At 57.1% G+C, this 23,660-nt stretch carries 29 protein-coding genes; 19 read left to right on the forward strand and 10 right to left on the reverse strand.

The window, feature by feature from the left end:
- Window positions 1-47 precede the first annotated feature (47 nt).
- From dnaG to A7P95_RS07660, 4 genes are all read right to left on the reverse strand, one after another.
- A complete protein-coding gene (gene dnaG, locus A7P95_RS07645) occupies window positions 48-1,838 on the reverse strand; it encodes a DNA primase (RefSeq protein ID WP_067593517.1) in 1,791 nt (596 codons plus the stop codon).
- Window positions 1,839-1,942: 104 nt separating this feature from the next.
- Entirely contained in the window at window positions 1,943-2,218 is a 276-nt protein-coding gene (locus tag A7P95_RS07650; protein ID WP_067593520.1) for an oxidative damage protection protein, read from the reverse strand.
- A gap of 53 nt (window positions 2,219-2,271) precedes the next feature.
- Window positions 2,272-3,099, reverse strand: a complete 828-nt coding sequence (dapB, locus tag A7P95_RS07655; RefSeq protein ID WP_067593523.1) for a 4-hydroxy-tetrahydrodipicolinate reductase — start codon at window positions 3,097-3,099, stop codon at window positions 2,272-2,274.
- 58 nt (window positions 3,100-3,157) lie between these two features.
- Window positions 3,158-3,520, reverse strand: coding sequence for an outer membrane protein assembly factor BamE (locus A7P95_RS07660; protein ID WP_067593526.1), 363 nt, complete (start codon window positions 3,518-3,520; stop codon window positions 3,158-3,160).
- Window positions 3,521-3,657: 137 nt separating this feature from the next.
- On the opposite strand from A7P95_RS07660, the gene fur reads away from it, so the two are divergent.
- The 17 genes from fur to ftsH all read left to right on the forward strand — a co-directional run bounded on the left by fur (window position 3,658) and on the right by ftsH (window position 16,606).
- Complete coding sequence (gene fur, locus A7P95_RS07665; RefSeq protein WP_067593529.1) at window positions 3,658-4,086, forward strand: ferric iron uptake transcriptional regulator; 429 nt, start codon at window positions 3,658-3,660, stop codon at window positions 4,084-4,086.
- A gap of 99 nt (window positions 4,087-4,185) precedes the next feature.
- Window positions 4,186-4,935 carry a leucyl/phenylalanyl-tRNA--protein transferase gene (gene aat, locus A7P95_RS07670; RefSeq protein ID WP_067593532.1) on the forward strand — a complete coding sequence of 250 codons (750 nt, stop codon included), beginning with the start codon at window positions 4,186-4,188 and terminating at the stop codon, window positions 4,933-4,935.
- Between the two features lie 124 nt (window positions 4,936-5,059).
- Window positions 5,060-5,881 (forward strand): 2,3,4,5-tetrahydropyridine-2,6-dicarboxylate N-succinyltransferase, encoded by an 822-nt coding sequence (gene dapD / locus A7P95_RS07675; RefSeq protein ID WP_067593535.1) that lies wholly within the window; start codon window positions 5,060-5,062, stop codon window positions 5,879-5,881.
- A gap of 120 nt (window positions 5,882-6,001) precedes the next feature.
- Window positions 6,002-6,598 carry a bifunctional nicotinamidase/pyrazinamidase gene (gene pncA, locus A7P95_RS07680; protein WP_067593536.1) on the forward strand — a complete coding sequence of 199 codons (597 nt, stop codon included), beginning with the start codon at window positions 6,002-6,004 and terminating at the stop codon, window positions 6,596-6,598.
- Window positions 6,599-6,741: 143 nt separating this feature from the next.
- Entirely contained in the window at window positions 6,742-8,442 is a 1,701-nt protein-coding gene (locus A7P95_RS07685) for a glutamine--tRNA ligase/YqeY domain fusion protein (protein ID WP_067593539.1), read from the forward strand.
- Between the two features lie 86 nt (window positions 8,443-8,528).
- The gene (locus A7P95_RS07690) at window positions 8,529-8,861 is read left to right on the forward strand and encodes a hypothetical protein (RefSeq protein ID WP_067593542.1); all 333 of its coding nucleotides are present in this window, start codon (window positions 8,529-8,531) and stop codon (window positions 8,859-8,861) included.
- Between the two features lie 242 nt (window positions 8,862-9,103).
- Window positions 9,104-9,553 (forward strand): Rrf2 family transcriptional regulator, encoded by a 450-nt coding sequence (locus A7P95_RS07695; protein WP_067593545.1) that lies wholly within the window; start codon window positions 9,104-9,106, stop codon window positions 9,551-9,553.
- 28 nt (window positions 9,554-9,581) lie between these two features.
- Window positions 9,582-10,796, forward strand: a complete 1,215-nt coding sequence (locus A7P95_RS07700; RefSeq protein WP_067593548.1) for an IscS subfamily cysteine desulfurase — start codon at window positions 9,582-9,584, stop codon at window positions 10,794-10,796.
- Between the two features lie 4 nt (window positions 10,797-10,800).
- Window positions 10,801-11,238, forward strand: coding sequence for a hypothetical protein (locus tag A7P95_RS11710; protein ID WP_156503552.1), 438 nt, complete (start codon window positions 10,801-10,803; stop codon window positions 11,236-11,238).
- Window positions 11,239-11,446: 208 nt separating this feature from the next.
- A complete protein-coding gene (locus tag A7P95_RS12355) occupies window positions 11,447-11,578 on the forward strand; it encodes a hypothetical protein (RefSeq protein WP_255593005.1) in 132 nt (43 codons plus the stop codon).
- Window positions 11,579-11,760: 182 nt separating this feature from the next.
- Window positions 11,761-12,144: a Fe-S cluster assembly scaffold IscU gene (gene iscU, locus A7P95_RS07705; protein WP_067593552.1), complete on the forward strand. Its 384-nt coding sequence runs from the start codon at window positions 11,761-11,763 to the stop codon at window positions 12,142-12,144.
- Between the two features lies 1 nt (window position 12,145).
- Window positions 12,146-12,412, forward strand: a complete 267-nt coding sequence (locus A7P95_RS07710) for a DksA/TraR family C4-type zinc finger protein (RefSeq protein ID WP_067593555.1) — start codon at window positions 12,146-12,148, stop codon at window positions 12,410-12,412.
- A gap of 75 nt (window positions 12,413-12,487) precedes the next feature.
- Window positions 12,488-13,000 (forward strand): toxin-antitoxin system YwqK family antitoxin, encoded by a 513-nt coding sequence (locus A7P95_RS07715; protein WP_067593558.1) that lies wholly within the window; start codon window positions 12,488-12,490, stop codon window positions 12,998-13,000.
- A gap of 7 nt (window positions 13,001-13,007) precedes the next feature.
- A complete protein-coding gene (locus A7P95_RS07720; RefSeq protein WP_067593561.1) occupies window positions 13,008-13,256 on the forward strand; it encodes a recombinase RecA in 249 nt (82 codons plus the stop codon).
- A 106-nt stretch (window positions 13,257-13,362) separates the two neighbouring features.
- On the forward strand, window positions 13,363-13,683 hold the full coding sequence (gene iscA / locus A7P95_RS07725; protein WP_067593564.1) for an iron-sulfur cluster assembly protein IscA: 321 nt from the start codon (window positions 13,363-13,365) through the stop codon (window positions 13,681-13,683).
- Window positions 13,684-13,876: 193 nt separating this feature from the next.
- Window positions 13,877-14,497, forward strand: coding sequence for an RlmE family RNA methyltransferase (locus tag A7P95_RS07730; RefSeq protein ID WP_067593567.1), 621 nt, complete (start codon window positions 13,877-13,879; stop codon window positions 14,495-14,497).
- Between the two features lie 63 nt (window positions 14,498-14,560).
- Window positions 14,561-16,606 (forward strand): ATP-dependent zinc metalloprotease FtsH, encoded by a 2,046-nt coding sequence (gene ftsH / locus A7P95_RS07735; protein WP_067593570.1) that lies wholly within the window; start codon window positions 14,561-14,563, stop codon window positions 16,604-16,606.
- 101 nt (window positions 16,607-16,707) lie between these two features.
- Here the strand turns inward: ftsH and A7P95_RS07740 are convergent, their stop codons facing one another.
- Together A7P95_RS07740 and A7P95_RS07745 are read right to left on the reverse strand one after the other, a co-directional pair.
- Window positions 16,708-17,211: a hemerythrin domain-containing protein gene (locus tag A7P95_RS07740; protein WP_067593572.1), complete on the reverse strand. Its 504-nt coding sequence runs from the start codon at window positions 17,209-17,211 to the stop codon at window positions 16,708-16,710.
- Between the two features lie 105 nt (window positions 17,212-17,316).
- Entirely contained in the window at window positions 17,317-17,517 is a 201-nt protein-coding gene (locus tag A7P95_RS07745; protein ID WP_067593575.1) for a (2Fe-2S)-binding protein, read from the reverse strand.
- A gap of 287 nt (window positions 17,518-17,804) precedes the next feature.
- Here A7P95_RS07745 and lspA point away from each other — a divergent pair, with 287 nt between their 5' ends.
- Both lspA and ispH read left to right on the forward strand, forming a co-directional pair.
- The gene (lspA, locus tag A7P95_RS07750; RefSeq protein WP_067594303.1) at window positions 17,805-18,299 is read left to right on the forward strand and encodes a signal peptidase II; all 495 of its coding nucleotides are present in this window, start codon (window positions 17,805-17,807) and stop codon (window positions 18,297-18,299) included.
- Between the two features lie 49 nt (window positions 18,300-18,348).
- On the forward strand, window positions 18,349-19,329 hold the full coding sequence (ispH, locus tag A7P95_RS07755; RefSeq protein ID WP_082890773.1) for a 4-hydroxy-3-methylbut-2-enyl diphosphate reductase: 981 nt from the start codon (window positions 18,349-18,351) through the stop codon (window positions 19,327-19,329).
- A 306-nt stretch (window positions 19,330-19,635) separates the two neighbouring features.
- Here the strand turns inward: ispH and A7P95_RS07760 are convergent, their stop codons facing one another.
- The 4 genes from A7P95_RS07760 to leuE all read right to left on the reverse strand — a co-directional run bounded on the left by A7P95_RS07760 (window position 19,636) and on the right by leuE (window position 23,638).
- The gene (locus tag A7P95_RS07760; RefSeq protein ID WP_067593581.1) at window positions 19,636-20,178 is read right to left on the reverse strand and encodes a hypothetical protein; all 543 of its coding nucleotides are present in this window, start codon (window positions 20,176-20,178) and stop codon (window positions 19,636-19,638) included.
- A 270-nt stretch (window positions 20,179-20,448) separates the two neighbouring features.
- Window positions 20,449-22,092, reverse strand: coding sequence for a chaperonin GroEL (groL, locus tag A7P95_RS07765; protein ID WP_067593584.1), 1,644 nt, complete (start codon window positions 22,090-22,092; stop codon window positions 20,449-20,451).
- A 52-nt stretch (window positions 22,093-22,144) separates the two neighbouring features.
- Window positions 22,145-22,432 carry a co-chaperone GroES gene (locus tag A7P95_RS07770; RefSeq protein ID WP_067593587.1) on the reverse strand — a complete coding sequence of 96 codons (288 nt, stop codon included), beginning with the start codon at window positions 22,430-22,432 and terminating at the stop codon, window positions 22,145-22,147.
- A gap of 555 nt (window positions 22,433-22,987) precedes the next feature.
- Window positions 22,988-23,638 (reverse strand): leucine efflux protein LeuE, encoded by a 651-nt coding sequence (gene leuE, locus A7P95_RS07775; protein WP_067593590.1) that lies wholly within the window; start codon window positions 23,636-23,638, stop codon window positions 22,988-22,990.
- Window positions 23,639-23,660: the final 22 nt, after the last annotated feature.

The following is a 23,660-nucleotide window of genomic DNA, read 5'->3' on the forward strand; positions in this document are numbered from 1 at the left end:
TTCTCTCGTTTTTCACATGGGCTAACTAAAAGGGGACGGTGCGGCCGCTAGGGCTGCCCGTCGCTGTGGGGGGAAGGATGCTTCAGCAAATCCCGTAGCAGTTTGATTTCGTCATCGCTCAGGCCTTGGGCGATGCGTTTGCGTTTCAACGCTTCAACTTGTTGGGATTTCAGCGAGGCCATCAGTTTATGCATACCCGATTGGAATTCCTGCGCATCGTTTTCACTACCTCCCTCGAAGTGGCCGCTGTCCGTGCCGGACTGCATGATGTGGCAGATACTGCCGTAATAGGGGGTGTTGCGCATGGCTTCCATCAATCCGGCGCTGGAAAGCGGGGCTTGGCTGCGGCGCACATGGGCAGCCATCACGCTCAGGCAGGCCACGTCGGCATCCAGCTCCAGATGGTCGGGTAAGTCGATATATGCAGCCCATTGCGGATTTATCAATAGGCTGCGGATTTGTTTTTGCGCCAAACTCAGCATTTGCGGCTGGCGGAAGGTTTGGCGCGGCAGGGTGTAGCGCTGTTGGGCAACGTGGCGCTTGGGGGCTTCCTGCCCCATCAGGTGTGCCAGATTGGCCGGATCGATGCCCACCAGGTTGCTCAGCTCTTGCTTGAGCAGGAAGGCTAGGGCGGGGGCGGTAATCTGGGTAAGCAGGGGGGCGGCGGTTTTCACCAGCTCGGCCTTGCCTTCTTGGGTGTGCAGGTCTAGATGTTCGGTGAGCGCATCCCATAAATAGGCGGAGAGCGGTTTGCTCTGATGCAACAGCATATCTTCAAAACGCTCGCGGCCGTGTTCGCGCACGTAGCTGTCGGGGTCGTGTCCTTCGGGCAGGAAGAGGAAATGCAGCGATTTGCCGTCTTTGAGCTGGGGCAGGGCGTTTTCCAAGGCGCGCCAGGCGGCTTTGCGGCCGGCGGCGTCGCCATCGAAGCAGAAATAGACGCTGTCGGTGTGGCGCATCAGGATTTTGACGTGCTCGGCGGTGGTGGCGGTGCCGAGCGCGGCCACGCAGTAGCCGATGCCGAACTGTGCCAGTGCCACCACGTCCATATAGCCTTCCACCACCAAAATGCGGCCGGCTTCCTTCACGGCGGCTCGCGCTTCGTGCAGGCCGTAGAGGTTTTTGCCTTTGTCGAACAGCGGGGTGTCGGGTGAATTGAGGTATTTGGGTTTGGAATCGTCGAGCACGCGGCCGCCGAAGCCGATCACCTGCCCGCTGCTGTTGCGGATGGGGAACATGATGCGGTGGCGGAAGCGGTCGTAGTGGCTGCCGTCTTTTTCGATCACCATGCCGCTGTTTACCAGGGCTTCGGAAGGGTAGGGGCTGAAGCTTTGCGCCAGCGGCCGCCAGCTGTCGGGGGCGTAGCCTAAGCCGTAGTGGGCGATGATTTCGGCGGAGAGGCCGCGTTTTTTCAGGTAGCCTTGGGCGGCTTTGCTGGCGGCCAGTTCGCGTTGGTAGAATGCAGCGGCTTGGGCGGTGGTGTCTTCCAGGGTTTGCTGGCGTTGTTTGCGGCGGGCGCGTTCGTCGGCGCTTTCCTGCCGGCCGCGCTGCTGCGGCACGACCATGCCGGCGCGGTCGGCGAGGTATTGCACGGCTTCGGTGAAGCCCAAGCCTTGGTATTCCATCACGAATCCGATGGCCGAGCCGTGTGCGCCGCAGCCGAAGCAGTGGTAGAACTGCTTGCTCGGGCTGACGGAGAAGGAGGGAGATTTCTCTTTGTGAAACGGGCAGCAGGCCATGTAGTTGGCGCCGCCTTTTTTCAGCGGCACGTGCTCGTCGATGATGTCGACGATGTCGGTTTTGGCCAGCAGCTCGTCGATGAATTCGCTGGGAATCATGGCGGAATCGGCTGCGGTTGGAAAGGGAATGCTGTGGCGGTAACAGGCCTGAAGGCTACCTGAAAATCTGCGTTGGGATTTTCAGGTAGCCTTCTGTGTTTGGTTTACTCGGCGGGCGGAACGTAGCCGTGCACGGTGTCGGCGTCGCCGTCGCCGAAGAAGTAGTTTGCCATCTGCTGGGCGAGGTATTGGCGGGCACGCGGGTCGGCCAGGCTGAGGCGGTTTTCGTTGATGAGCATGGTTTGGTGGCGCGTCCAGGCGTCCCAGGCTTCTTGCGATACGTTGTCGAAGATGCGCTTGCCCAGCTCGTTGGGCAGAGGCGGGAATTTGAGGCCGGGGGCTTCTTTGCCCAGTTTGATGCAGTGTACGGTGCGGGTCATGAGGTGTCCTGTGGTGTGATGGTTTGAGGGACAGCGTTGGCTGCTGCGGCAGGCTATATGGGCGGATTACTGGTTTTCAAGCCCAATACGTCTTGCATGTCGTAGAGGCCGCGGTCATGGTGTTGCAGCCACACGGCGGCACGCACGGCGCCGGCGGCAAAAGTCATGCGGCTGGAGGCTTTGTGGGTGATTTCCACGCGCTCGCCTTCGCCGGCGAAGAGGGCGGTGTGGTCGCCCACGATGTCGCCGCCGCGCACGGTGGCAAAGCCGATGGTGTGCGGATCGCGCGCGCCGGTGTGGCCTTCGCGGCCGTACACGGCGCAATCTTTCAGGTTGCGGCCGAGGGCGTGGGCAATCACTTCGCCCATGCGCAGGGCGGTACCGCTGGGAGCATCGACTTTATGGCGGTGGTGCGCTTCGATGATTTCTATGTCGTAGCCTTCGTTCAGCACGCAGCTCACGGTGTCGAGGATGTGGAAGGTGAGGTTTACGCCGACGCTGTAGTTGGCGGAAAACACCACGGCGGTTTGTTCGGCGGCAGCGGCGATGGCGGCTTTGCCGGCTTCGTCGAAACCGGTGGTGCCGATTACCATTTTGATGCCGCGTTTGGTGCAAACGAGCAGAAGGCTACCTGAAACGGCCGGGCGGGTGAAGTCGATGAGCACTTGGCAATCGGCGAGCGCGGCATCGGTGTCGCTGCTGATAATAACGCCGGTTTTTAGGCCGGAGGCGTAGCCGGCATCCAGGCCCAGCGCTTCGGAGCCGGCGTGTTCCAGCGCGCCGGTGAGCACGGTGTGCGGGTTTTGCTCCACGGCTTCAACCAGCATTTTGCCCATGCGGCCGTTTACGCCGGCAATGGCGATTTTGATGGGGGCGGACATATTTGCTCCTTAACAATCGGGGCGGAAACAGGGTGGCGATTGGATTTGCCAATCGGGTTTATTGCTGCGGCTGCTGTTGGCGCAGCTCATTGAGCACGTCGCCTTCGGCGCGCACCAGGGAATCGTTTTGATCGAAATGCAGGGTGAGGTTTTTGCGTTCGCGCACTTTGCCGCCGCGGCTCACTTCAAACACGTAATCCCAGCGGTTGGCATGCATCGGGTCGCGCAGCAGCGGCGTGCCCAGCAGGTGCTGCACCTGCTCTTTGCTCAAGCCTTGGCGCAGGGCGGCCACGGCCTGCAAATCCAGCTCGTTGCCTTGCACGATGGTGAGTTTGTAGGAAGGGAAACGGGCCAGGCGCTCGGTGCTGCAAGCGGCCAAACCGAGGCAGGCGGCCAGAGCCAGGCAAAGGGATTTGTTCACAACTTGACCTTTCGAAAAACGGGAAACAGGGCCGGGGCGCCGCCGCCTTTGCCGGGCAATCAGCGGGCAGAGAGTGGGCAAGCGCATTAAAAGTGCGTATTATAACGACTATTGACTGATAGTGATATGCATACATCATGGAAAATAACATCGCACAACTCAAAGGCAGCGGCCTGAAAGTTACCGGCCCGCGCCTGAAAATTCTGGATTTGTTTGAAACCCATGCCGAAGAGCACCTGAGCGCCGAGGATGTGTACCGCATCCTGTTGGACGAAGGCGTGGAAATCGGCGTGGCCACCATCTACCGCGTGCTCACCCAGTTTGAGCAGGCCGGCATCCTGCTGCGCCACCACTTCGAGAGCGGCAAGGCGGTATACGAGCTGAACAAGGGCGACCACCACGACCATATCGTGTGCGTGAAATGCGGCAAGGTAACCGAATTCCACAACCCGACCATCGAGAGCCTGCAAGGCCAGATTGCCGAGGAAAACGGCTACCGCATCGTGGATCACGCGCTGTATCTCTACGGCGTGTGCAGCGCCTGCCAGCAGAAACACCATCTTTAGGAGACGACCGCCCGGCGGCGGCTTGCCGTTTTCAGGTAGCTTTTTCGCGGAAGCAGCTCAATGCTTTGGCGATAGAAACCGCAGGCCGGGGTTCATTTAATGACCAATCAAAACCATACAGATATTCCGCTGCTCGCGGCGGACTGCCTGCAATTTCCCGACCCGCGCCCGGCCATCGCCGCACATGAGGGCTTGGTGGCGCTGAGCCGGGATTTGTCGGCAGAGCGGCTGCTGGCAGCATACAAACAGGGCATCTTCCCGTGGCATGAGGAGGGTGGCCTGTTTTTTTGGTTTGCCACCGCGCCGCGCACTGTGCTCTACCCCGAGCGGCTGCACATCGGCCGCTCGCTGGCCAAAACGCTGCGGCACAAGCCCTATGCGGTTACCGCCAATCAAAACTTCCTGGCCGTGATTGCCGCCTGCGCCGCCACGCCGCGGCCGGGGCAGGGCGGCAGTTGGATTGCGCCGAATTTTCAGGTAGCCTACACCGAGCTGCACCGGCTCGGCCGCGCGCATTCGTTTGAATGCTGGTATCCCGATGAAGACGGGCGGCTGGTGTTGGCCGGCGGGCTCTACGGCGTGCAGATCGGGCGGGTGTTTTTCGGCGAATCGATGTTTGCCTGGCAGAGCGATGCTTCCAAAATCGCCTTTGCCTGCGCGGTGCCGTTTCTGCAACGCTGCGGCATCAGGCTGATCGACTGCCAGCAGGATACGCCGCACCTGGCGCGTTTCGGCTCGCAAACCGTGCCGTTCGACGACTTCCAGGCGGCCCTCTCCGAGCTGACGGCGCAGCCGCTGGACAAGCCGATTACTTCGCACCTGCTCAAGCGGCAGGGCATAAACTGGTGAAGGCAGTTCGCAAGAAGCGTTTTGCATGGCACAATACGCCCCTTTCAGGCTACCTGAAAAATCCGATTGATCGTTTTCAGGTAGCCTTCCCTTTCCCCATCCAACCCAATCATAAGGAAAAACCATGTCATTACAAAACACCATCGAAACCGCATTTGAACAGCGCGCCGAAATCACCCCGGCCAGCGTTTCCGCCGAAGTGAAGGAAGCTGTGCTGGAAACCCTGTACCGTTTGGATTCCGGCAGCCTGCGCGTGGCCGAGCGGCTGGGCGTGGGGGAATGGAAGGTAAACGAGTGGGCGAAGAAGGCCGTGCTGCTCTCTTTCCGCATTGCAGACAATGAAGTATCCAGCGACGGCGTGAGCAAGTATTTCGACAAAGTGCCCACCAAGTTTGCCGATTGGATTCCGCAGCAGTTTCAGGTGGCCGGCTTCCGTGCGGTGCCCGGTGCGGTGGCCCGGCGCGGCAGCTTTATCGGCAAGAATGTGGTGTTGATGCCTTCTTATGTGAACATCGGCGCCTATGTGGACGAAGGCACGATGGTGGACACTTGGGCCACCGTGGGCTCCTGCGCGCAAATCGGCAAAAACGTGCACCTGAGCGGCGGCGTGGGCATCGGCGGCGTGCTGGAGCCTTTGCAGGCTTCGCCCACCATCATTGAAGACAACTGCTTCATCGGCGCACGCAGCGAAATCGTGGAAGGCGTGATTGTGGAAGAGGGCAGCGTGATTTCCATGGGCGTGTATATCGGCCAATCCACCAAGATTTTCGACCGCGAAACGGGCGAAATTCACTACGGCCGCGTGCCTGCCGGCTCGGTGGTGGTGTCCGGCAGCCTGCCGAGCAAAGACGGCTCGCACAGCCTCTACTGCGCCGTGATTGTGAAAAAGGTGGATGCGCAAACCCGCGCCAAAACCAGCGTGAACGATTTGCTGCGCGGCGTGTGATGCACTGATTTGCTGCTGTAATGTTTTTCAGGTAGCCTTTCTTCGCGAACAGGCTACCTGAAAACATTAGTTTCAGCGAAGCTAAAAATATCCGCCTCACTCCACACAAAAGGAACCCCCATGCGCGCACTGCTCCTAATCGATATCCAAAACGACTTCATGCCAAGCGGCCGCCTGCCCGTGGCCGGGGGCGACGCCATCGTTGAGCCGGTAAACCGCATCATCGGCGATTACCCGCTGGTGGTCGCCTCGCAAGACTGGCACCCCGCCGGCCACGAAAGCTTCGCCTCTGCCCACCCCGGCAAACAGCCTTTCGACATCATCAACCTGCACGGCCTGGAGCAAGTGCTGTGGCCGGACCACTGCATTGCCGGCAGCAGCGGCGCCGAGTTTCACCCCGCGCTCAACACCGCGCCCATCGCCGCCGTGTTCCGCAAAGGCATGGACAAGCACACCGACAGCTACAGCGCCTTCTACGACAACGGCCGCCGCCACAACACCCGGCTCGCCGACTACCTGCGCGCCCACGGCGTAACCGATATCGATGTGGTGGGATTGGCTGCTGACTTCTGCGTGTATTTCAGCATTGCCGACGCGCTCTCCGAAGGCTTCCGCGTGCGCCTGCTGGAGCACGCCACACGCGCCATCGATGCCGAAGGCTTCGCCAAGAAAAAGGCCGAGCTGCTCGCGCACCCCAATTTCTCGCTGGCGGATTAGCCCTCAGCCCGCCATATTTTTCAGGTAGCCTTGGATGACATAGAGGCTACCTGAAAAATTTTAGCCCATGCCGCATCTGACAGCCGCCCGCGCTTTCGGGTAAAATCCGCCCCATATCATTATTTTTCAGGTAGCCCCAAACCATGCTCAACAAAGACCAATTCGCCGACAACCACTTCATCCGCACCATCATCGAAGACGACCTCAAAAGCGGCAAACACACCGCCATCCAAACCCGCTTCCCGCCCGAACCCAACGGCTACCTGCACATCGGCCACGCCAAATCCATCTGCCTGAACTTCGGTTTGGCCTATATTTATGACGGCCTGTGCAACCTGCGTTTCGACGACACCAATCCCGAAAAGGAAAACGACGAATACGTCAATGCCATTAAAGAGGATGTCGAGTGGCTCGGTTTCCATTGGGCAGGCGAGCCGCGTTTCGCATCCAACTATTTCGACCAGCTTTACGACTACGCCGTCGGTTTAATCAAAGACGGCAAAGCCTATGTCGATGATTTGACACCCGAAGAAATGCGCGAATACCGAGGCACGCTCACCGAAGCGGGCAAAAACAGCCCCTACCGCGACCGCAGCGTCGAAGAAAACCTCGACCTGTTTACGCGCATGAAAAACGGCGAATTCCCCGACGGCAGCAAAACCCTGCGCCTGAAAATCGACATGGCATCAGGCAACATCAATATGCGCGACCCCGTCATCTACCGCATCCGCCGCGCCCACCACCACAACACCGGCGACAAATGGTGCATCTACCCGATGTACGACTACACGCATTGCATTTCCGATGCCATTGAAGGCATCACGCATTCCCTGTGTACGCTCGAATTTGAAGCCCACCGCCCGCTTTACGACTGGGTGTTGGACAACATCCCCGCGCCGCACGCCACCCGCCCGCGCCAATACGAGTTTTCCCGTTTGGAGCTTTTGTATTCCATCACCTCCAAACGCAAGCTGAACCAGCTCGTTGCCGAAGGCCACGTTTCCGGCTGGGACGACCCGCGCATGCCGACCATTTCCGGTATGCGCCGCCGCGGCTACACGCCCGAAGGCCTGCGCCTGTTTGCCAAACGTGCGGGTATTTCCAAATCTGAAAACGTGGTCGATATGAGCGTGTTGGAAGGCGCAATCCGCGAAGAGTTGGAAAACTCCGCGCCGCGCATGATGGCCGTGCTCAACCCGATTAAGGTAACGCTCACCAATTATAATGAAGCTCAAACCGAAAGCCGCACCGCGCCCTACCACCCGAACAACGAAAGCATGGGCAGCCGCAGCCTGAAAATCGCCCCCGAGCTGTATATCGAAGCCGACGATTTCAGCGAAAACCCGCCCAAAGGCTGGAAACGCCTGACTTTGGGCGGCGAAGTGCGCCTGCGCCACAGCTATGTGATGAAGTGCGACGAAGTGGTGAAAGACGCGGCGGGCAATATCGTCGAGCTCAAATGCAGCATCGACTACGACACGCTGGGCAAAAACCCCGAAGGCCGCAAAGTGAAAGGCGTGATCCACTGGGTGGCCGCCGACACCGCCGTGCCCGTAACCGTGCGCCTCTACGACCGCCTGTTCACCGTGGAGCGCCCCGACGCCGTGCGCGGCGAAGACGGCCAATATCTGCCGTTTACCCAATTCCTCAACCCCGAATCGGCCAAAGAAATCACCGCCTACGCCGAGCCCGCGCCCTTTGCCAACGGCCTGCCTGCCGAAAGCCGCTGGCAGTTCGAGCGCACCGGCTACTTCGTTACCGACCGCAAAGACCACACGGCCGAGAAACCGGTGTTCAACAAAACTGTCGGCCTGCGCGACACTTGGCAGGCAAAATCCCAATAAGCCCGGCCGCATAGCAGGGCAGGGCAAAGGCTACCTGAAAACGGCTTGAATAGTTTTCAGGTAGCCTGAATCATTCCGCGATAACTATGATGAAAGCACCGTCATCCAAAGCATTGGATTATCTCGCCTATATCGGTATCGGCTGCATGCTGATTGGGTGGCTGACCGATTTCTCGTTTTCTGCCTGGCTGGGCATTCCGTGGGCGATATTCACGTTTGCAGGCGTAACCGTGCTGATGCCTTTTGTGCCCAAAATCTGGCAGCGCATGCCGGCCGGCGCATTGTGGTTTGCCACCATCCCGCTCGGCTTCGGCGCGGCCTTGTCGCCCAACTTGATGATTCCCTTTGCTGTTGTCGGCGCGATTTATGCGGTGAACACGATGTGGTTTCTCCAAATATTGGAAGGTTTCTCCAATTAAACGGGATTTGCTTTCGGCATTTGGCATTTTCAGGTAGTCTGTTTATCTGGTTTGGAAAAATGAGGGCTTGGGCTACCTGAAAAAGGAGAAGCCAACCATGCATCTCGAAGGCTACCTGAAAACGCGTCAAACCGTTTTCAGGTAGCCTTTTGCATTGAGAAAAACTAAGCCCGCTATACTTGACTAAATTACTTGGGTATTAGACAATCCGCCTCCCAAGACGCAGTACACACACCAGCCCTATGCGATTGACCACCAAAGGCCGTTTTGCCGTAACCGCCATGCTCGATTTGGCACTGTACGGGCGCGAAAACCCCGTCAGCCTCAACGCCGTGAGCGGCCGGCAGCATATTTCCCTCTCCTATTTGGAGCAGCTTTTCGGCAAGCTGCGGCGCGCCGGCCTGGTGGAGAGCGTGCGCGGGCCCGGCGGCGGCTACCTGCTCAGCAGAAAGCCCGAGCTCATCAACATCGGCGAAATCATCCACGCCGCCGAAGACAAGCTCGACGCCACCCATTGCGGCGGGCAAAGCAACTGCCGCGAAGGCATGCCCTGCCTCACCCACGATTTGTGGGAAAACCTAAACCGCACCATCAACGACTACCTGCACAGCGTTTCCCTGCAAGACGTGCTTGATAAAAAGCAAACCCGCCACCATCATACCGCCACAGTAGATTTAACCCATATCCGATAACCACACACCACCAACCAAAGAGCCAATCATGACCAAACACGCCCCCATCTACCTCGACTACGCCGCCACCACCCCCGTTGACCAACGCGTGGCCGCAAAAATGATCCCCTATCTGACCGAAACCTTCGGCAACCCCGCCTCCAACAGCCACGCCTTCGGCTGGGTGGCGGAAGAGGCCGTGGAGAAAGCCCGTGCCGACATCGCCGCCCTGATTAACGCCGACCCGAAAGAAATCGTCTTTACCAGCGGCGCGACCGAGTCCGACAACCTCGCCATTAAAGGCGCGGCGCACTTCTACCAATCCAAAGGCAAGCACCTCATCACCGTCAAAACCGAACACAAGGCCGTGCTCGACACCATGCGCGAACTGGAACGCCAAGGCTTTGAAGTAACCTATCTCGGCGTGAAAGAAAACGGCCTGATTGATTTGGACGAGCTCAAAGCCGCCATCCGCCCCGACACCATCCTGATTTCCGTGATGTGGGTGAACAACGAAATCGGCGTGGTGCAGGACATTCCCGCCATCGGCGAAATCTGCCGCGAACGCAAAATCATCTTCCATGTGGATGCCGCCCAAGCCTGCGGCAAAGTGCCGGTGGATGTGGAAGCCGGCAAAGTGGATTTATTGTCCATGTCCGGCCACAAAGTCTATGGACCCAAAGGCATCGGCGCGCTGTATGTGCGCCGCAAACCGCGCGTGCGCCTCGAAGCGCAAATGCACGGCGGCGGCCACGAACGCGGCTTCCGCAGCGGCACCCTGCCGACCCACCAAATTGTCGGCATGGGCGAAGCCTTCCGCATCGCCAAAGAAGAACTCGAACAAGACATGGCGCACTACCGCAAACTGCGCGACATCTTCCTCAAAGGCATCGAAGGCATCGAAGAAGTCTATATCAACGGCGACCTCGAACACCGCGCTCCGAACAACCTGAATGTCAGCTTCAACTTCGTGGAAGGCGAAAGCCTGATTATGGCAGTGAAGGAACTCGCCGTATCCAGCGGCTCGGCCTGCACATCGGCCAGTCTCGAACCCAGCTACGTTTTGCGCGCGCTCGGCCGCAACGACGAATTGGCGCATTCATCGCTGCGCATCACCTTCGGCCGCATGACCACCGAAGAAGAAGCTGCCTACGCCGCCGAGCTGATTAAATCCAAAATCGGCAAACTGCGCGAACTGTCGCCCTTGTGGGAGATGTTTAAGGAAGGGATTGATTTGAATACGGTGGAATGGGCAGAGCATTAAGAATATGGAACAGCAAATTATTGAACTTGGAGTTCGGTTAACGGAAACATTAACCAAAAACACTGCTTCTGCAATTTTAGCGAAAATACAATCTATAAAAATAAAAAAGGATGATAAAGAAACAATTAATCAATTAGAGGAAATTATACAAGATTTAATTGCTGATAAAAATGAATTAACTCAGATTGCTCAGGCATATCAACAAGAAATAGCTGCTCAAAAAATTAATGAGAGCGAATTAAATTATATTACTTCTAGTTTAATTCCTAAGATTCAATCTTTGATGGAAGCTAGTGGACAAAGTCATGAAGAATTAAATAATGCAGTGAAGATTTTATCTCCATTAGTTTCGAAAGAAACATTAACAATTCTTCAGTTATTAGGGTTTAATTTTAAAAAGGCTATTGGAGAGCCATTGACTTCTTTGGTTAGAGAGAGATGATTTTAACTAAATTGCCACCAGATACAGAGTTACAGAAACTACAGATTCACTTGCAACTAGAGCAGTTGCAAGTGATAAGTCAGAATCTAGAGTTGCTACATAAATCTAATGACTCTTGAATTGAGTAAGCATAACTTGGGTTGTAAACTCAACAAAAAGAAAACTCCTTTTTTATGTAGCCTGAAGACTAACAAACCAAGGACACTCCATGAGCCAAAAAGACGATTTAGATCTCGACAACCTCGATAGCCTGCTTGAAGACTTTGACGGCGTAACCGTAGAAGGCGGCGTCGATTCCGAAAACGACGACGGCTGCGAAGGCGGCGCGTGCAAAATCTAGCTGCCCCGTTTGCACTGCTTGGCAGTGGATATTTTTAGCTTCGTTGAAGCTGCGATTTAGCTTCGCAGAAACTCAGCCTTGCTTCGCAGGACATCGATCCACTTCGTTGAAGCTACGTTTTCAGGTAGCCTCCACACCTAAACACCACAAACCACCACATCTCAAACAAAAAGGAAACCATCATGGCATACAGCGACAAAGTCATCGATCATTATGAAAACCCCCGCAACGTCGGCACGTTCGACAAAAACGACCAATCCGTCGGCACCGGCATGGTGGGCGCGCCCGCCTGCGGCGACGTGATGCGCCTGCAAATCAAAGTGAACGACCAAGGCATCATCGAAGATGCCAAATTCAAAACCTACGGCTGCGGCTCCGCCATCGCTTCCTCCAGCCTGATTACCGAATGGGTGAAAGGCAAAAGCTTGGATGACGCACTCGCCATTAAAAACAGCGAAATCGCCGAAGAGCTGGAACTGCCTCCCGTGAAAATCCACTGCTCCATCCTCGCCGAAGACGCCGTGAAAGCCGCTGTGGCCGACTACAAAAAGAAACACGGAGCCTAAGATGGCCGGCGGCTGGGCGCCCGACGGCGCGGAACAGGCGCAAATCGACGCCAATTTAGACGACGCACTCGCCGCCGCCCGGCAAAACCTGCCCAGCGGCGAGAGCGCCCGCGAATGCGACGAATGCGGCGAGCCGATACCCGAAGCCCGCCGCCAAGCCCTGCCCGGCGTGCGCCTGTGCATTGCCTGCCAAGAAGAAGCCGACAAACAGCAGCAGTTCCGCCTCGCCTACAACCGTCGCGGCAGCAAAGACAGCCAGCTCAAATAGGCTACCTGAAAAAGGCTACCTGAAAATCCGCCGCACACCTCAGCCGATTTCCCCGTTTCACTTCGAAAGCCCACCATGAAAACACTCGCCCTCACCGCCGCCGTCCTCCTGCTCGCCTCAGGCTGCGCCATCGAAAATTTCGACAACGGCATCCCCGTCAAAACCGGCCAGCGCACCCTGTCCAACCGCGCCACCAACGCCATGAGCGCCATGCTCGTGCGCAACTCCTGCCGCAAAGTCGAAGCCGCCAACTACCCGCTGCCCGCCGGCACACCCAACGGCGCCTTCACCTCCAAACGCAACGCCCAAGGCGGCTACTACCGCACCGTTGCCCGCAACGGCTACGCCTCGCAGTATCTGGAAACCTTCTACGCCAACGGCAAAACCAGCGCCCGCGTCGAGCTCAACGCCAACGGCCTGGCCGAAGGCTGGTCGAACGCCTACGACGAACAAGGCAGGCTGCGCACCCGCATGCTCTACCGCGACGGCTACACTACCCGCTCGCAAGCCTACAACACCCAAAACGGCCAAATCGAGCGCGACAACCTCATCGACTGCGCCGCCGGCACCATCACCCCCGCCCGCTAAATCCGCCATGTTCTCCGCCGAAGAAACCCAATCTCTGCTCGCCGAAAAAGGCATCGGCAAAACCGTATTGCAGCGTTTGCAGCAAATGGGCTTGGACAGCGTGGCCAAGCTCGCCGCCGCCGAAGTAAACGACATGCTGGAGCAGGGCGCCGCGCTCACCGGCAGCAGCTGCTGGAAAAACAGCCCGCAATCCCGCGCCGCCATGCAAACCGCCGTGGCTTGGGCCAAGCGGCGGCAGGCGGAAAGCGCAGAGTAGGGCGGAAGGCTATCTGAAAATATCGGCACCTGCGAAGCAAGGCGCAGGCCGCACACAAACTATTTTTCAGGTAGCCTCACAACAGATTAAACCATAAGGAAACCATATGATTACCCTCACCCAAAAAGCCGCCGACCACATCAGCAGCTTCCTTTCCAAGCGCGGCAAAGGCGAAGGCATCCGCGTGGGCGTGAAAACCAGCGGCTGCTCCGGCATGGCCTACACGCTTGAATTTGTGGATGAAGTGCAGCCGGAAGACGTGGTGTTTGAAGGGCACGGCGTGAAAGTGTTCGTCGATCCCAAAAGCCTGGTGTATCTCGACGGCACCGAGCTGGACTACACCAAAGAAGGTTTGCAGGAAGGCTTCAAGTTCGCCAACCCCAACGTGAAAAACGAATGCGGCTGCGGCGAAAGCTTTAATGTCTAAACCGTTTAGCCAAACACAAAAAGGCTACCTGAAAATTTTATAGCGGATTCACTTAACTTTCGCTATGGCTTTGCAGAACCCCGCCTTTCTGTGGGAAGCCCGTTTTCAGGTAGCCTTATCGGCTACCTGAAAAACTTCGGCAGCCTTTTGCCCGTTCGGCTACAATGCAGCCGTTTTTTGCTTGGGATTTCCTATGCCGCCCCGTTCCAAATCATCCAAAACCTGGCTCAACGAGCACGTGAACGACCCTTATGTGCACCAAGCGCAGAAAGACGGCTACCGTGCCCGCGCGGCATACAAATTGCTGGAGATCAACGAGAAAGACAAGCTGATCAAAAACGGCACGGTGCTGGCCGATTTGGGCAGTGCGCCGGGCAGCTGGTCGCAGGTGGCGGCGAAGCTGGCGGGCGCGCAGGGGCAGGTGTTCGCGCTCGATATCCTGCCGATGGAGCCGGTGGCGGGTGTGTCGTTTATCCAAGGCGATTTCCGTGAAGACGAAGTGTTGGCGCAGCTGGAAAACCTGCTCGGCGGCCGTGAGCTAGACCTTGTAATTTGCGATATGGCACCCAATATGTCGGGCAATGCGGTAACCGACCAGGCGCGCAGCTATGTGTTGTGCGAGCTGGCTTTGGATTTTGCCGCCGAGCACCTGAAAACGGGCGGCAATATGCTGGTGAAAGTGTTTCAGGGCGCGGGTTTTCAGGAATATATGCAGGCCATGCGCGGGGTGTTTGCCCAAGTGTTGGTGCGCAAGCCCAAGGCTTCGCGCAGCCGTTCCAGCGAAGTGTATCTTTTGGGGAAAAATAAAAGATAGCGTTGGCATTTGTATTTTCAGTAGTTTTTATTTTTGTTGGCATTAAATTAGGAGCTGGTTACCGTGCGTAACACCGTCAGAACGATTTTGGTTTGGCTGTTTTTGGCCGGGGTGTTGATTGCCTCGACTCAAACACTGCTGGGCGGAAGAGAAAACAAACAACAAATCAACTATTCGCAGTTTATCCAGCAGGTAAACAAAGGCGAAATCGCCAAAGTGGACATGGAAGGAACGCTGCTGAACGGCTATGTGCTCAGAGGCGAGCGCACCGATAAAACCAAGTTCTACACCAATGCGCCGATAGACGACAAACTCTTGACGCTGCTGCAAGAAAAGAACGTTGATTTCCGCTATATCCCGGAAGAGAAACAGGGCATGCTAACCGGCCTGCTGTTCAACCTGCTGCCGGTGATGCTGCTGATTGGCGCGTGGTTTTACTTTATGCGCATGCAGAACGGCGGCGGTGGCAAGGGCGGGGCGTTTTCCTTCGGCAAGAGCCGCGCGCGCCTCTTGGATAAGGATGCCAACCGTGTAACCTTTGCCGATGTGGCCGGCTGCGACGAAGCCAAAGAAGAAGTGCAGGAAATCGTAGACTACCTCAAAGCGCCGAACCGCTATCAGAGCTTGGGTGGCCGCGTGCCGCGCGGCATTTTGCTGGCCGGCAGCCCGGGTACGGGTAAAACCTTGCTGGCCAAGGCGATTGCCGGTGAGGCCGGTGTGCCGTTTTTCAGCATTTCCGGCTCGGATTTTGTGGAAATGTTTGTTGGCGTGGGCGCTTCCCGCGTGCGCGATATGTTTGAGCAGGCTAAGAAAAACGCGCCCTGCATCATCTTTATCGACGAAATCGACGCAGTCGGCCGCCAGCGCGGTGCAGGCTTGGGCGGAGGCAACGACGAGCGCGAGCAAACCTTGAACCAGCTCTTGGTGGAAATGGACGGATTCGAGAGCAATCAAACCGTTATCGTGATTGCCGCCACCAACCGCCCCGACGTGCTCGACCCGGCCTTGCAGCGCCCCGGTCGTTTCGACCGCCAAGTGGTGGTGCCGCTGCCGGATATCCGCGGCCGCGAGCAGATTTTGCAGGTGCACGCCAGAAGAGTGCCGCTGGATGCTTCGGTGGATTTGATGTCGTTGGCGCGCGGTACGCCCGGTTTTTCCGGCGCCGATTTGGCCAACCTGGTGAACGAAGCCGCACTGTTTGCCGGCCGCCGCAACAAAATCAAGGTGGATCAAAGCGATTTTGAAGACGCCAAAGACAAGATCTACATGGGCCCGGAACGGCGCAGCATGGTGATGCACGAAGACGAAAAACGCGCCACCGCCTACCACGAGGCCGGCCATGCCATCGTGGCCGAGAGCCTGCCGTTTACCGATCCGGTGCACAAAGTTACCATCATGCCGCGCGGCCGGGCATTGGGTTTGACTTGGCAGCTGCCCGAGCGCGACCGCATTAGCATGTATAAAGACCAAATGCTCAGCCAGCTTTCCATCCTGTTTGGCGGGCGCATTGCCGAAGATATTTTCGTGGGCCGCATTTCCACCGGGGCTTCCAACGATTTCGAGCGGGCCACGCAGATGGCGCGAGAAATGGTCACGCGTTATGGCATGAGCGAGAAAATGGGCGTGATGGTGTATGCCGAAAATGAGGGCGAAGTGTTCCTTGGCCGCAGTGTGACCCGTTCTCAGCACATTTCCGAAAAAACCCAGCAGGAAGTGGACGCCGAAATCCGCCGTATTCTAGACGAGCAATATGCGGTGGCTTATAAGATTTTGGACGAAAACCGCGATAAGATGGAAACCATGTGCAAGGCCTTGATGGAGTGGGAAACCATCGATCGAGACCAAGTGCTGGAAATCATGGCGGGCAAGCAGCCCAGCCCGCCCAAAGATTACAGCCACAATGTGCGCGGCAACGGCGAGGGAGAAGCCCCGCCGCAGGAAGGCCAAGAGCCGGAAGGTGCGGCCGAGCCTGCCGATGTGCCCGACGAGTTGCCGCAAACCGCCAAGCTGGCGCATGAAGATGCGCCGGTAGCGGAAACCGTGGTGGCCGACAGTGCGGTTGAGGCGGAAGTTTCCAGCTTGCCGGCAGATCATTCGAGCGACAAATAAGCCATAGAAGGGGCTACCTGAAAATATTTCGGTTTCGCAGAAACTTTGCTGTGCTGCTTTTTCAGGTAGCCTCTTGCTTTGTATGCGCAGGTTTACTAGTTTCAGCCTTGCCGTCTGGCGGCCATGCGTTTGCCGATGGCTTGCAGCTCGGCTTGGGGGATTTTTTGTTCGCCGAGCTTGAACAGCTGCTCTTCGCGCGGGATGTGGAAGTCGTAGCCGGCGGTAAAGCGGGCAATCAGCTCGGGGTTGAGCGGGATGCCGTCGGCGAGGCTGGCGAGGTGTTGGTTGAGTTCATCCCAGTTGCGGTGCAGGGTGTCGTGTTCGGCTTCGAGCGCTTGGATGAGGGGGCGGGCTTCGGGGGCGTGGCGCAGCAGCAGGGGGAAGAAGTCTTCTTCTTCGTCTTGGTGGTGCAGCGGGGCGGCGACGTTGAAGTAGTGCCGGATTTGGGCGATGCTCTGGTCGGCCACGTTGTTGTAGCCGTGCTGTTTCAGGTAGCCTTCCAGCATGTTGAGCTGGCCGCAGAAGCGCTGCACTTTGCCGTGGCAGGCGCGGAGCATGGCGGTGGGCTGTTCGAAGGTGACGGATTGGGTGTTGAATAGATCCATGGTGTTTCCCTGTGATGAGGCTACCTGAAAATATGGGCTTCTGCGGTGCTGAAAATGAAATGCTGCCGTGTGTGGGCAGCATTGTCAATGATGGGGTGGGGCGGCTTATTGCAGGTTGCCGTTGGCGGCGGGGGCAGCTTGTTGGTCGCCGTGTTTGCCGAGGTAGGATACGGCCAAATCGGCGCAGCAGCCGCAGCAGGTGGCCACGCCGAGGGTGGCTTGCAGGTCGCTCAGGCTGTTGGCGCCGGCGGCGACGGTTTCTTGGATTTGGCGGTCGGAAACGGCATTGCAAACGCAGACGAACATGATGTGCCTCTATCGGGTGGTTGTGCTTGGATGAGAATCAGTATTGTTGCGATATGGTAATGGAGATTATTTATGATTGCAATAGTCTGCTGCGATGCTGTGGCTGTTTTTGTTTCATTGAAGCCCAAGTTTTAGCTTTGCGGAAACTTTGCCTTGGCTGCATTAAGGAATCGCTTTCAGGTAGCCTTTTGGATATGGGGCGAAACGGGTGTGGCGGGGCGATAAGTTTGGCCGCTGGCGGGCGCTTTATAGTAAAATGCGCCCACTTTTATCTGCTGAAATATGAAATGAGTACGAATAAGATTGCATGGTTCCGACTGTGGCCGTATGCGCTGCTGGCGGGTTTGGTGGTGTTTGCCGACCAGTGGAGCAAGCTGTGGGTGTTGGATCATGTGGTGTTCAACTGGCGTATTCCGGTGATCAAGGGTTTTTTCGATATCACCCATGTATACAACCCGGGCGCGGCATTCAGCTTTTTGGCCGGGGCTTCGGGCTGGCAGAAGTATTTGTTTGCCGGTTTGGCGGTGGTGGTGACGCTGTATTTGGTGTCAGGGATGCGCGCGCAGAAGTTCGGGCGCGTGGGTAATGTGGCGGCGGCGATGATTATCGGCGGTGCTATCGGCAATGTGATCGACCGCATCAACTACGGTCATGTGGTGGATTTCCTGCTGTTTTATTGGCAGAACCACTACTACCCGGCGTTTAATGTGGCCGACAGTTTCATCTGCATTGGCGCAGCATTGTTCGTTATTGACGGTTTGCGTCAGGGTAGGCACGAATAAGAATATAGGCAGAGATAGGCTACCTGAAAACGATGTCGCGCAGCCAAGGATGAGTTCCTGCAAAGCTAGACATCACAGCCACACACGAGGACAAAACATGACGAAAACCATCATGCTGGCCAACCCGCGCGGCTTTTGCGCGGGCGTGGACCGGGCCATCAATATTGTAGAGCGGGCGCTGGAGCAGTTTGGCGCGCCGATTTATGTGCGGCACGAGGTGGTGCACAACAAATTCGTGGTGGACAATTTGCGCGCAAAAGGCGCGGTTTTTGTGGAAGATTTGGTGGACGTACCGCCCGGTGCCACGCTGATTTATTCGGCGCACGGCGTATCCAAGGCGGTGCAGCAGGAGGCGGCGGAGCGCGGCTTCCGCGTGTTTGACGCCACCTGCCCGCTGGTCACCAAGGTGCACCGCGAAGTGGCGCGGTTGGACGAAAACGGCTACCAAATCATCATGATCGGCCACGCCGGCCATCCGGAAGTGGAAGGCACGATGGGGCAGTTGGCGCCGGGCAGCATGCTTTTGGTGGAAACGGCGGCAGATGTGGCGCGCTTGCAGGTGCGCAATCCAGACAAGCTGGCGCATGTGAGCCAAACCACGCTGTCGATTGATGAAACCAAAGAAATCATCGATGCCCTGCGCGCGCGTTTTCCCAACATCAAAAGCCCGCGGAAGGAAGATATTTGCTATGCCACCACCAACCGGCAGGAGGCGGTAAAGCAGCTGGCGGCGGAGTGCGACGTGGTGGTGGTAGTGGGCGCGCCCAATTCTTCCAACAGCAACCGTTTGCGCGAAGTGGCGGCGCAGCAGGGCGTGGACGCTTATATGGTGGACAATGCAGGCTACCTGAAAAAAGAATGGTTTGCCGGCAAGGAGCAGGTGGGGATTACCGCCGGGGCTTCGGCGCCGGAAGTGTTGGTGCAGGAGGTGGTGGATACCGTGCAAGGCTGGGGCTATGCCACGGTGCGGGAAAGCGCGGGGGAGCAGGAAAGCATTGTGTTTGTGCTGCCCAAAGAATTGCGCGGTTAAGCCGCTACGGCTCAATATTTCATCCCCTGTTGCGGCTGATGCCGGGCAGGGGATGAAGTTTTTAAACCAGGGCTGTGCTGCCTCGCTTTGTTTTGATTGAAACTGAATCCATTATGGCGGATGCATAGTGGATGAAATTTAAATCAGGACAAGGCGACGAAGCCGCAGACAGTACAGGTAGTACGGCAAGGCGAGGCAACGCAGTCCTGGTTTAAAGTTAATCCACTATATTTTCAAATCTTGCAGGCAAAAAGCAGGCTACCTGAAAAATCATGGTAGCCTGAATGAACAGCTAGAGAGTAACTTTTACTGGGTGCAGATACTGCTTTCGAGCACCGGCGGAATGTCGCCGGCACAAGCCCAAATCAATTGCCCCTGAGCCTGCATCGGTAGCAGCAGTACGGCACGTTCGGCAGTGCCGCCGGCAGGAACGGCGGTAATCGCGCCCTGGCTGAGGGTGATGCTTTGCCAGAATGCTTTTTGGCCGGCGGGAACATCAATCGTTTCGTTGATTTCGTTCAGGCGCGTACCTTTGGCCAGGCGGGTTTCCACCCATACTTTGGCCATGTTCAGCGCTTCAACCGCTTGGGCATCGGTGATGAGGGGAGCGGCAGGGGCTTGCGGGGCACCGGTGCCGACTGTTTCTTCGGCAGCCGGATCGGCCAAGCCGACCAAGCCGACCAAGCCTTTGGCCTGCTCGATGATGTCCGGGTTCAGATAGGCATAAGCGCCGCCGCCAATCAGCAGGGCAGCCAACAACAAACCGACGATACGGCCTGCGCCGCCTCCGCTGTTTCTGTTGCGGGATTGTTTGCGGTTGCGTGAAAGTTTTCTGGTTGCAGTAGCCATGTAAAGGGTATCCTGAGTAGATTCTGTGTAATTGGAATTAGACGGAAGATAAAGTTCTCTAAATGGATAAGCATGAACCATGCCAAAGTTGGATTACTGGGCAGGGAGTGCTGAAAAATTGTTTTTCACTATTGATTGCAATGAATAATTTAATCCAGGCAACACAAGGCAAGCATGCTATGAAGAATAGAGGCTACCTGAAAAACGGCAGGGCATAAAAAAGCACCCTCAAAGCGAGGGTGCTTTCGCATAGCGCGGGCTACAGGCCGATTACATCATGCCCATTCCGCCCATGCCTCCCATTCCGCCCATGTCGGGAGCGGCGGGTTTGTCTTCCGGAATGTCGGCCACCATGCATTCGGTGGTCAGCATCAGGCCGGCGATGGAGGCGGCGTTTTGCAGCGCGAAGCGGGTTACTTTGGCCGGGTCGATCACACCCATTTCCAGCATGTCGCCGTAGCTGTCGTTGCCGGCGTTGTAGCCGAAGTTGCCGCTGCCTTCCAGCACTTTGTTCACCACCACGCTCGGCTCGCCGCCGGCGTTGGCCACGATTTGGCGCAGCGGGGATTCAACCGCGCGCAATACGATTTGCACGCCAGCTTCCTGGTCGGCATTGGCGGTTTCCACCTTGCTCAGGGCAGAACGGGCACGCAGCAGGGCCACGCCGCCGCCGGCCACCACGCCTTCTTCCACGGCAGCACGGGTGGCGTGCAGCGCGTCGTCCACGCGGTCTTTCTTCTCTTTCATTTCCACTTCGGTGGCTGCGCCCACTTTGATCACGGCCACGCCGCCGGCCAGTTTGGCCACGCGTTCTTGCAGTTTTTCTTTGTCGTATTCGCTGGTGGCGGTTTCAATCTGGGTACGGATTTCGCCCACGCGGGCTTCCACGGCGGCTTTGTTGCCCAAGCCGTCGATAATGGTGGTGTTTTCTTTGCCCACTTCGATGCGTTTGGCCTGGCCCAAATCTTCCAGCGTGGCTTTTTCCAAAGACAAGCCCACTTCTTCGGCAATCACGGTGCCGCCGGTGAGGATGGCGATGTCTTGCAGCATGGCTTTGCGGCGGTCGCCGAAGCCCGGTGCTTTCACGGCCACGGTTTTGAGGATGCCGCGCAGGTTGTTCACCACCAGAGTGGCCAAGGCTTCGCCTTCCACGTCTTCAGCGATAATCAAGAGCGGGCGGCTGGTTTTGGCCACTTGCTCCAACACCGGCAGCAGGTCGCGGATGTTGCTGATTTTCTTGTCGAACAACAGCACAAACGGGCTATCCAGCTCGGCCAGCTGTTTTTCCGGGTTGCTCACGAAATAGGGGGAGAGGTAGCCGCGGTCGAACTGCATACCTTTCACCACTTCCACTTCGTTTTCCAGCGATTTGCCGTCTTCTACGGTGATCACGCCTTCTTTGCCCACTTCGTTCATCGCCTGGGCGATGATGTTGCCGATGGATTCGTCGGAGTTGGCGGAAATGGAGGCCACTTGGGCGATTTCCTTGGATTTTTCCGGCACCGGCTTGGAAATGTTCTGCAACTCGGCTACCAGGGCGGCTACGGCTTTGTCGATACCGCGTTTCAGGTCGGTCGGGTTCATGCCGGCGGTTACGTATTTCATGCCTTCGGCCACGATGGATTGCGCCAGAACGGTGGCGGTGGTGGTGCCGTCGCCGGCCACGTCGTTGGTTTTGGAGGCAACTTCTTTCACCATCTGCGCGCCCATGTTTTCAAACTTGTCTTTCAGTTCGATTTCTTTGGCCACGGTTACGCCGTCTTTGGTGATGTGCGGGCCGCCGAAAGCGCGATCCAGCACCACATTGCGGCCTTTCGGGCCGAGGGTAACTTTCACGGCGTTAGACAGGGTGTTTACGCCGTTTACCATTTTCTGACGGACTTCGTTGCCGAACTGTACATCTTTTGCTGCCATGTGTATGACTCCTAAAATAAAAAATCAGAAATTATTGTCTTGATGGGTTTGCTTATTCGATGATGCCGAAGATGTCTTCTTCGCGCATCACCAGCAGCTCTTCGCCGTCCGCTTTCACGGTTTGGCCGCTGTATTTGCCGAAAATCACGCGGTCGCCCACTTTCACATCGAGCTTGCGGCGCTCGCCGCCTTTGCCCATTTTGCCGGCACCCACGGCAATCACTTCGCCCATATCGGGCTTCTCGGCGGCAGAGCCGGGCAAAACGATGCCGGAAGCGGTTTTTTCTTCGGCTTCCAGGCGCTTGATGACTACGCGGTCGTGCAGGGGACGAATTTTCATAAATCTTCTCTCCAAATTGAATGTGATGATTTGTTGCTACCCGGTTGAGGGTAAACAGAAATGTGCCGGCCAAAGCGCGGCACGCTGCTTATGCGGCGAAGGAAATAGGGCTGACGGCGGCGAATTCAAGGGCGGGAGGTGAAAAATATTCGGCGGGCAGATTGAGCGGCGGGGCGGGAGGTTTTTAACTTCGTTGAAGCTGATGCTTTCAGGTAGCCTTTGAGGCGGACGAGGCTACCTGAAAATGCTTCGGGCGGCTTGATTGGTTTTCAGGTAGCCTCTTTGCATGGCGGGCTGGGTTGGCTGAAAATCAAACGGCATTTTAGCGGGCTTGGGCAGGGTGATTGGGAGGGGAGAACGTTTGGCTCAAAGGCTACCTGAAAACTGCGGAAGAGGATGTGGATAATTTTTCAGGTAGCCTGAAAGGGCGGGAAGCGTTTGCAGCGCTGGTTGGGATAGGGAAAAAGGCTACCTGAAAAATCGCGAGGAGAGACTACCGATAGGAGTTTGAACACAAAGAACGGCGCGATTTTCCAGGTAGCGAGGAGGAGAGGGTTAGATGGCGGTGGCGAGCCACAGTTTAGCGGCGAAGAAGATAAACAGGGCGCCGGCGCTGCTTTTGCCCAATGCGGCGGCACGGCTGTATTTGGTGCCCACGCGGCCCACGGAATCGGCCATCAGAATCAGCGTGCTCATGCACAGCAGGCTGCACAGCTGGAACGTGCCGCCCAGCACCAGGAAACTCAGCTGCGGATGTTCATAGCGGATGTTGATAAACTGCACCATGATGGCGGGGAAAAACAGCAGGCTTTGCGGATTGGCCAAGGAAATAATGAGCGATTTGCGGAACACTTGCAGCCTGGTGCTTTCGGCGGCGTGGCTGTCGGCTTTGGCTGCGGCGGTGTGGCGCAGTTTGAGCCAGCCTTCGCGCAGCAGCATCACGCCCAAATAAGCCAGGTAGGCGCCGCCGGCCAGTTGCAGCGCGGTAAACAGGGAAGGGTAGGCTTGCAGCAGGGCGCTGGCGCCGAAGGCGGAGGCCACAATCAAAATGCCGTTGCCGAGGAAGATGCCGGCGAAAGCGCTCCAGCCGGGTTTCCTGCCGTATTGGCCAGCCACCGACAGGCAGTAAATCATATTCGGCCCGGGCAGCAGCACCAGCAGCAGCACGGCCAAGATATAAGCGGAAAAGTTAATGATACCGAACATTTATGTGCTCCCATTAACAAGA

It is taken from the genome of Eikenella longinqua (assembly GCF_001648355.1).
In the GTDB taxonomy this organism is placed as follows: domain Bacteria; phylum Pseudomonadota; class Gammaproteobacteria; order Burkholderiales; family Neisseriaceae; genus Eikenella; species Eikenella longinqua.

Excerpts from the sequence above, each read along its gene's own strand:
- dnaG (WP_067593517.1), bottom strand. The coding sequence starts at position 1,838 with ATGATTCCCAGCGAATTCATCGACGAGCTGCTGGCCAAAACCGACATC.
- A7P95_RS07650 (WP_067593520.1), bottom strand. The coding sequence starts at position 2,218 with ATGACCCGCACCGTACACTGCATCAAACTGGGCAAAGAAGCCCCCGGC.
- dapB (WP_067593523.1), bottom strand. The coding sequence starts at position 3,099 with ATGTCCGCCCCCATCAAAATCGCCATTGCCGGCGTAAACGGCCGCATG.
- fur (WP_067593529.1), top strand. The coding sequence starts at position 3,658 with ATGGAAAATAACATCGCACAACTCAAAGGCAGCGGCCTGAAAGTTACC.
- aat (WP_067593532.1), top strand. The coding sequence starts at position 4,186 with ATGACCAATCAAAACCATACAGATATTCCGCTGCTCGCGGCGGACTGC.
- dapD (WP_067593535.1), top strand. The coding sequence starts at position 5,060 with ATGTCATTACAAAACACCATCGAAACCGCATTTGAACAGCGCGCCGAA.
- pncA (WP_067593536.1), top strand. The coding sequence starts at position 6,002 with ATGCGCGCACTGCTCCTAATCGATATCCAAAACGACTTCATGCCAAGC.
- A7P95_RS07685 (WP_067593539.1), top strand. The coding sequence starts at position 6,742 with ATGCTCAACAAAGACCAATTCGCCGACAACCACTTCATCCGCACCATC.
- A7P95_RS07690 (WP_067593542.1), top strand. The coding sequence starts at position 8,529 with ATGATGAAAGCACCGTCATCCAAAGCATTGGATTATCTCGCCTATATC.
- A7P95_RS07695 (WP_067593545.1), top strand. The coding sequence starts at position 9,104 with ATGCGATTGACCACCAAAGGCCGTTTTGCCGTAACCGCCATGCTCGAT.
- A7P95_RS07700 (WP_067593548.1), top strand. The coding sequence starts at position 9,582 with ATGACCAAACACGCCCCCATCTACCTCGACTACGCCGCCACCACCCCC.
- A7P95_RS11710 (WP_156503552.1), top strand. The coding sequence starts at position 10,801 with ATGGAACAGCAAATTATTGAACTTGGAGTTCGGTTAACGGAAACATTA.
- A7P95_RS12355 (WP_255593005.1), top strand. The coding sequence starts at position 11,447 with ATGAGCCAAAAAGACGATTTAGATCTCGACAACCTCGATAGCCTGCTT.
- iscU (WP_067593552.1), top strand. The coding sequence starts at position 11,761 with ATGGCATACAGCGACAAAGTCATCGATCATTATGAAAACCCCCGCAAC.
- A7P95_RS07710 (WP_067593555.1), top strand. The coding sequence starts at position 12,146 with ATGGCCGGCGGCTGGGCGCCCGACGGCGCGGAACAGGCGCAAATCGAC.
- A7P95_RS07715 (WP_067593558.1), top strand. The coding sequence starts at position 12,488 with ATGAAAACACTCGCCCTCACCGCCGCCGTCCTCCTGCTCGCCTCAGGC.
- A7P95_RS07720 (WP_067593561.1), top strand. The coding sequence starts at position 13,008 with ATGTTCTCCGCCGAAGAAACCCAATCTCTGCTCGCCGAAAAAGGCATC.
- iscA (WP_067593564.1), top strand. The coding sequence starts at position 13,363 with ATGATTACCCTCACCCAAAAAGCCGCCGACCACATCAGCAGCTTCCTT.
- A7P95_RS07730 (WP_067593567.1), top strand. The coding sequence starts at position 13,877 with ATGCCGCCCCGTTCCAAATCATCCAAAACCTGGCTCAACGAGCACGTG.
- A7P95_RS07740 (WP_067593572.1), bottom strand. The coding sequence starts at position 17,211 with ATGGATCTATTCAACACCCAATCCGTCACCTTCGAACAGCCCACCGCC.
- A7P95_RS07745 (WP_067593575.1), bottom strand. The coding sequence starts at position 17,517 with ATGTTCGTCTGCGTTTGCAATGCCGTTTCCGACCGCCAAATCCAAGAA.
- lspA (WP_067594303.1), top strand. The coding sequence starts at position 17,805 with ATGAGTACGAATAAGATTGCATGGTTCCGACTGTGGCCGTATGCGCTG.
- ispH (WP_082890773.1), top strand. The coding sequence starts at position 18,349 with ATGAGTTCCTGCAAAGCTAGACATCACAGCCACACACGAGGACAAAAC.
- A7P95_RS07760 (WP_067593581.1), bottom strand. The coding sequence starts at position 20,178 with ATGGCTACTGCAACCAGAAAACTTTCACGCAACCGCAAACAATCCCGC.
- groL (WP_067593584.1), bottom strand. The coding sequence starts at position 22,092 with ATGGCAGCAAAAGATGTACAGTTCGGCAACGAAGTCCGTCAGAAAATG.
- A7P95_RS07770 (WP_067593587.1), bottom strand. The coding sequence starts at position 22,432 with ATGAAAATTCGTCCCCTGCACGACCGCGTAGTCATCAAGCGCCTGGAA.
- leuE (WP_067593590.1), bottom strand. The coding sequence starts at position 23,638 with ATGTTCGGTATCATTAACTTTTCCGCTTATATCTTGGCCGTGCTGCTG.